The 4,010-nt window shown below is 69.4% G+C and carries 5 protein-coding genes; all 5 read left to right on the top strand.

Annotated elements, in window-relative coordinates:
- Nucleotides 1–378 precede the first annotated feature (378 nt).
- Nucleotides 379–1,647: an MFS transporter gene (gene tcuC / locus P409_RS28615; protein ID WP_274519183.1), complete on the top strand. Its 1,269-nt coding sequence runs from the start codon at nt 379–381 to the stop codon at nt 1,645–1,647.
- A 149-nt stretch (nt 1,648–1,796) separates the two neighbouring features.
- Complete coding sequence (locus tag P409_RS28610; protein ID WP_034846430.1) at nt 1,797–2,081, top strand: integration host factor subunit beta; 285 nt, start codon at nt 1,797–1,799, stop codon at nt 2,079–2,081.
- Nucleotides 2,082–2,124: 43 nt separating this feature from the next.
- Complete coding sequence (locus P409_RS28605) at nt 2,125–2,481, top strand: lipopolysaccharide assembly protein LapA domain-containing protein (RefSeq protein ID WP_034846428.1); 357 nt, start codon at nt 2,125–2,127, stop codon at nt 2,479–2,481.
- Nucleotides 2,482–2,491: 10 nt separating this feature from the next.
- Nucleotides 2,492–3,439 (top strand): bifunctional Delta(1)-pyrroline-2-carboxylate/Delta(1)-piperideine-2-carboxylate reductase, encoded by a 948-nt coding sequence (gene lhpI, locus P409_RS28600; RefSeq protein ID WP_034846426.1) that lies wholly within the window; start codon nt 2,492–2,494, stop codon nt 3,437–3,439.
- A 127-nt stretch (nt 3,440–3,566) separates the two neighbouring features.
- Nucleotides 3,567–4,010, top strand: a 444-nt coding sequence (locus P409_RS28595; RefSeq protein ID WP_034846432.1) for an NAD(P)/FAD-dependent oxidoreductase, incomplete at its 3' end; no start/stop codon positions are given.

Here is a 4,010-nt window from a genome sequence, read left to right as displayed (position 1 = left end):
TGTGCCGAGAAAGTTCTTTCATCTCTATCTCGGCGAAACCTGTTATCGATTCAATCACCGCAACGAGGACCTTAAGCCCTTGATCATCAAGCTCTTAAAGACCACTTCCCTCGACGATTGCGACCACAATCCAGTCCAGTTCGGTTAGGCATTACCTTCTTTTGTTCCGTCTGCGGTCCCTAGAACCGTCATTGCTTCGCTACGCTCGCAATGACGGTGAGAAAGGCGTCTCGTGAGCCTGAAAGACAGCTGTCGCCGTTCCCCCATTGACAACCGGTCTCGACAGGCCGAGGGACGAAGGCGGGGGGAAAGACGACGCCGGTTTCGATTCCGAAAGGCTCCCTCATGAGCGCTGCCGCCCCCTCCCGATCCAAGGCGATGGCCGTCCTCCGCGTCTCCAGCGGCAACTTCCTGGAGATGTACGACTTCATGGTCTACGGCTACTACGCGTCGTATATCGGCAAGGTCTTCTTTCCGACCGGCAGCGAATTCGCCACGCTGATGCTGTCGCTCGGCACCTTCGGGGCCGGGTTCCTGATGCGGCCGCTCGGCGCCCTGGTGCTCGGCGCCTATATCGACCGGCACGGCCGGCGCGCCGGCCTCCTGCTGACGCTCGGGCTGATGGCGGTCGGCACCCTGACCATCGGCCTGCTGCCCGGCTATGAGACGCTGGGCCTGCTGGCGCCGCTGCTGGTCCTGCTCGGCCGGCTGCTGCAGGGCTTCTCGGCCGGGGTCGAGCTGGGCGGCGTCTCGGTCTACCTGACCGAGATCGCGACCCCGGGCCACAAGGGCTTCTATGCCTCCTGGCAGTCCGGCAGCCAGCAGGTGGCGGTGATCGTCGCCGCCCTGATCGGCGTGCTGCTCAGTGTGCTGCTGCCGCCGGACCAGGTCGCGCTGTGGGGCTGGCGGGTGCCGCTTCTGGTCGGCTGCCTGATCGTGCCGCTGATCTTCTTGCTGCGCCGCTCGCTGGAGGAGACCGAGGCCTTCCAGGCCCGGGCGCACCGCCGCCCGACCGTGGCCCAGATCATGCGCTCGCTGGCCGACAACTGGGCCATCGTCCTGCTCGGCATGCTGCTGGTGACGATGACCACGGTCAGCTTTTACCTGATCACCGCCTACACCCCGACCTTCGGCAAGCAGGCGCTGCACCTCGCCGACATCGACAGCCTGACGGTGACGCTGTGCGTCGGCATCACCAACCTGATCTGGCTGCCGTTGTCGGGCGCCCTGTCCGACCGTATCGGCCGCACGCCGATCCTGGTCGCCTGCACCGTGCTGATGCTGGTCACCGCCTACCCGGCGATGCTGTGGCTGGTCGACGCCCCCTCCTTCGGCCGGCTGCTGGAGGTCGAGCTGTGGCTGTCCTTCCTCTATGGCAGCTATAACGGCGCGATGATCCCGTTCCTGACCGAGATCATGCCCGAGGATGTGCGCACCAGCGGCTTTTCGCTGGCCTACAGCCTGGCCACCGCGACCTTCGGCGGCTTCACCCCGGCGATCTGCACTTGGCTGATCCAGCAGACCGGCAACACGGCGATGCCCGGGCTGTGGGTGTCCTTCGCGGCGCTGTGCGGTCTGGCCGCGACGCTGCTGGTGGTCCGCGGCCGCTTCGGCGCGACGGCCCGGGAGATGCGCCCGGCCGAATGATCGGCGGCGCCGGAAATCCCTTTGTCCAGAAGCACTTGTCCTTGATTTCGGCAAGCCGGGCTGGCACCATCCCGGCTTGCCGTCAACTCAAGCGAGGCGATGCGGCTATCCGTGTCGACAAAAAGGCGGCGGACAGGGATCCGGGAGACATGACCAAGTCCGAACTGATCATGCGGCTTGCCGAGCGCAATCCGCACCTCTACCAGCGCGATGTCGAGCGCATCGTCACCACCATCTTCGACCGCATCACCGCGGCCCTCGCGGACGGCCAGCGGGTCGAGCTGCGCGGCTTCGGCGCCTTCTCGGTGAAGCGGCGCGACGCCCGCACCGGGCGCAACCCGCGCACCGGCGTGGCGGTGGACGTGGCGGAGAAGTTGGTGCCGTTCTTCAAGACCGGCAAGCAGCTGCGCGAGCGTCTGAACACCGATGAATGACCGGCCCGCGGCGTCGGGCCCCGGCCACCACGAGGGATAGCCTGTGCGGTACATCGCCTGGATCGTCACCATCCCCTTCGCCCTGCTGCTGCTGTCCTTCGCGATCAGCAACCGCGAGCTGGTGACGCTCGGCCTCTGGCCGCTGCCGTTCCGGATCGACGCGCCGCTGTATCTGGTGGCGCTGCTGCCGCTGCTGCTCGGCGTGCTGATCGGCGGGCTGGCGCTGTGGTTCGGCCGCTTCGCCACCGGCCTGCGCATGCGCCGGCTGGAGACGCGGCTGGCCGCCACCCAGAAGGATCTGGATGGGCTGAAGGCGCGGCAGCGCCCCGGCGTCCCGGCCACCGCCAACCGCAACGGCGATCCGGCCCGCCCGGCCCTGCCCGCCGCCGGCCAGCGCTGAAGACATCGCCATGCTCGCCATCGATGCCGCCGCCCTCGACCGGGCGATCGACACACGCGCCCTGATCGAGGCGCTGCGCCAAGCCTTCCGCCGCGAGGTGGAGGCGCCGCTGCGCCATCACCACACCATGCCGACCGCGGCCGGCGACGCCACGCTGCTGATCATGCCGGCCTGGGAGCGGGAGCAGGCGATCGGCATCAAGCTGGTGTCGCTGATGCCGGGCAACCCGGCGAGGGACCTGCCCTTCATCGTCGGCTCCTACCTACTGCTCGACGGCGCCACCGGCGTGCCGCGGGCGATCATGGACGGGCCGACCCTGACCAACCGCCGCACCGCCGCGGCCTCGGCCCTGGCCGCCGACTACCTGGCCCGGCCGGACGCGTCGCGCATGGTGATGGTCGGCGCCGGCGCGCTGGCGCCGCATTTCATCCGGGCCCACGTCGCGGTCCGGCCACTCAAGGACATCGCGATCTGGGCCCGCCGGCCGGAGCAGGCGGCGGAGCTGGCGAAGACGCTGGCGGCGGAAGGCCTGCCGGTCCGCGCCGCGGCCGATCTCGAAGCCGCGGTGCGCGAGGCGGACATCATCTCCTGCGCCACCCAGTCGCGCGCACCGATCGTGCATGGCGCCTGGCTGAAGCCCGGCAGCCATCTCGACCTCGCCGGCGCCTACCTGCCGGCGATGCGCGAGAGCGACGACGAGGCGGTGTGCCGGGCGCGGATCTTCGTCGACACCCGCGCCGGCGCCCTGGCCGAGGCCGGCGACCTGCTGCAGCCGCTCCGCGCCGGCGTGATCGGCGAGGACGCGATCCTGGCCGACCTGCACGACCTGACCCGCGGCACAGCCTCGGGCCGCGGCTCGGCGGACGAGATCACCCTGTTCAAGTCGGTCGGCACCGCCCTGGAAGACCTCGCCGCCGCCCGGCTGGCGGTGGAGACGCTGCAGGGGCAAGGGGCCTGATCGGAGGGGCCGGGCCCCGCCTCTTTGTCATTGCCGGGCTTGACCCGACAATCCAGAAGGTCTCGACAGTCTCCGGATGCCCGGATCGAGCTCGAGCATGACAGCATAAGGTGTGAAGGACTCGCACATGACCAGCATCGTCGTCGGCGCCGGGGTGATGGGGCTCGCCACCGCCTGGCACCTGGCCCGAGCCGGAGAGACCGTCACGCTGCTGGAGCGGGGGCCGATCCCGAACCCGTCCGCCGCGTCCTGGGACAACCACCGGCTGATCCGCGCGCTGTATCCGAACTCGCCCGGCTACACCCGCATGGCGATGGACGCCTATGCCGCCTGGGACGAGGTCTGGGCCGCCGCCGGCGTGCGTCACTACGAGAATTGCGGCTCGATCGCCTTCAGTCGGGGCGAGGGCGACTGGGCCGATGGCTGCCGCGCCCCGCTCGACGCGCTCGGCGCCGATTATGAGCTGCTGCCGCCGGAGGAGCTGGCGCGCCGCTTCCCCTTCCTGATCCCGGACGGCATCCGCTGGGGCCTGTTCACGGCCGAGGGCGGCGTGCTGTTCGCCGACCGGATC

The organism is Inquilinus limosus MP06 (assembly GCF_000767795.1).
Taxonomy (GTDB): Bacteria; Pseudomonadota; Alphaproteobacteria; order DSM-16000; family Inquilinaceae; genus Inquilinus; species Inquilinus limosus_E.
The sequence above is the reverse complement of the archived record's forward strand: the minus strand, read 5'-3'. Positions and strand labels throughout refer to the sequence as shown.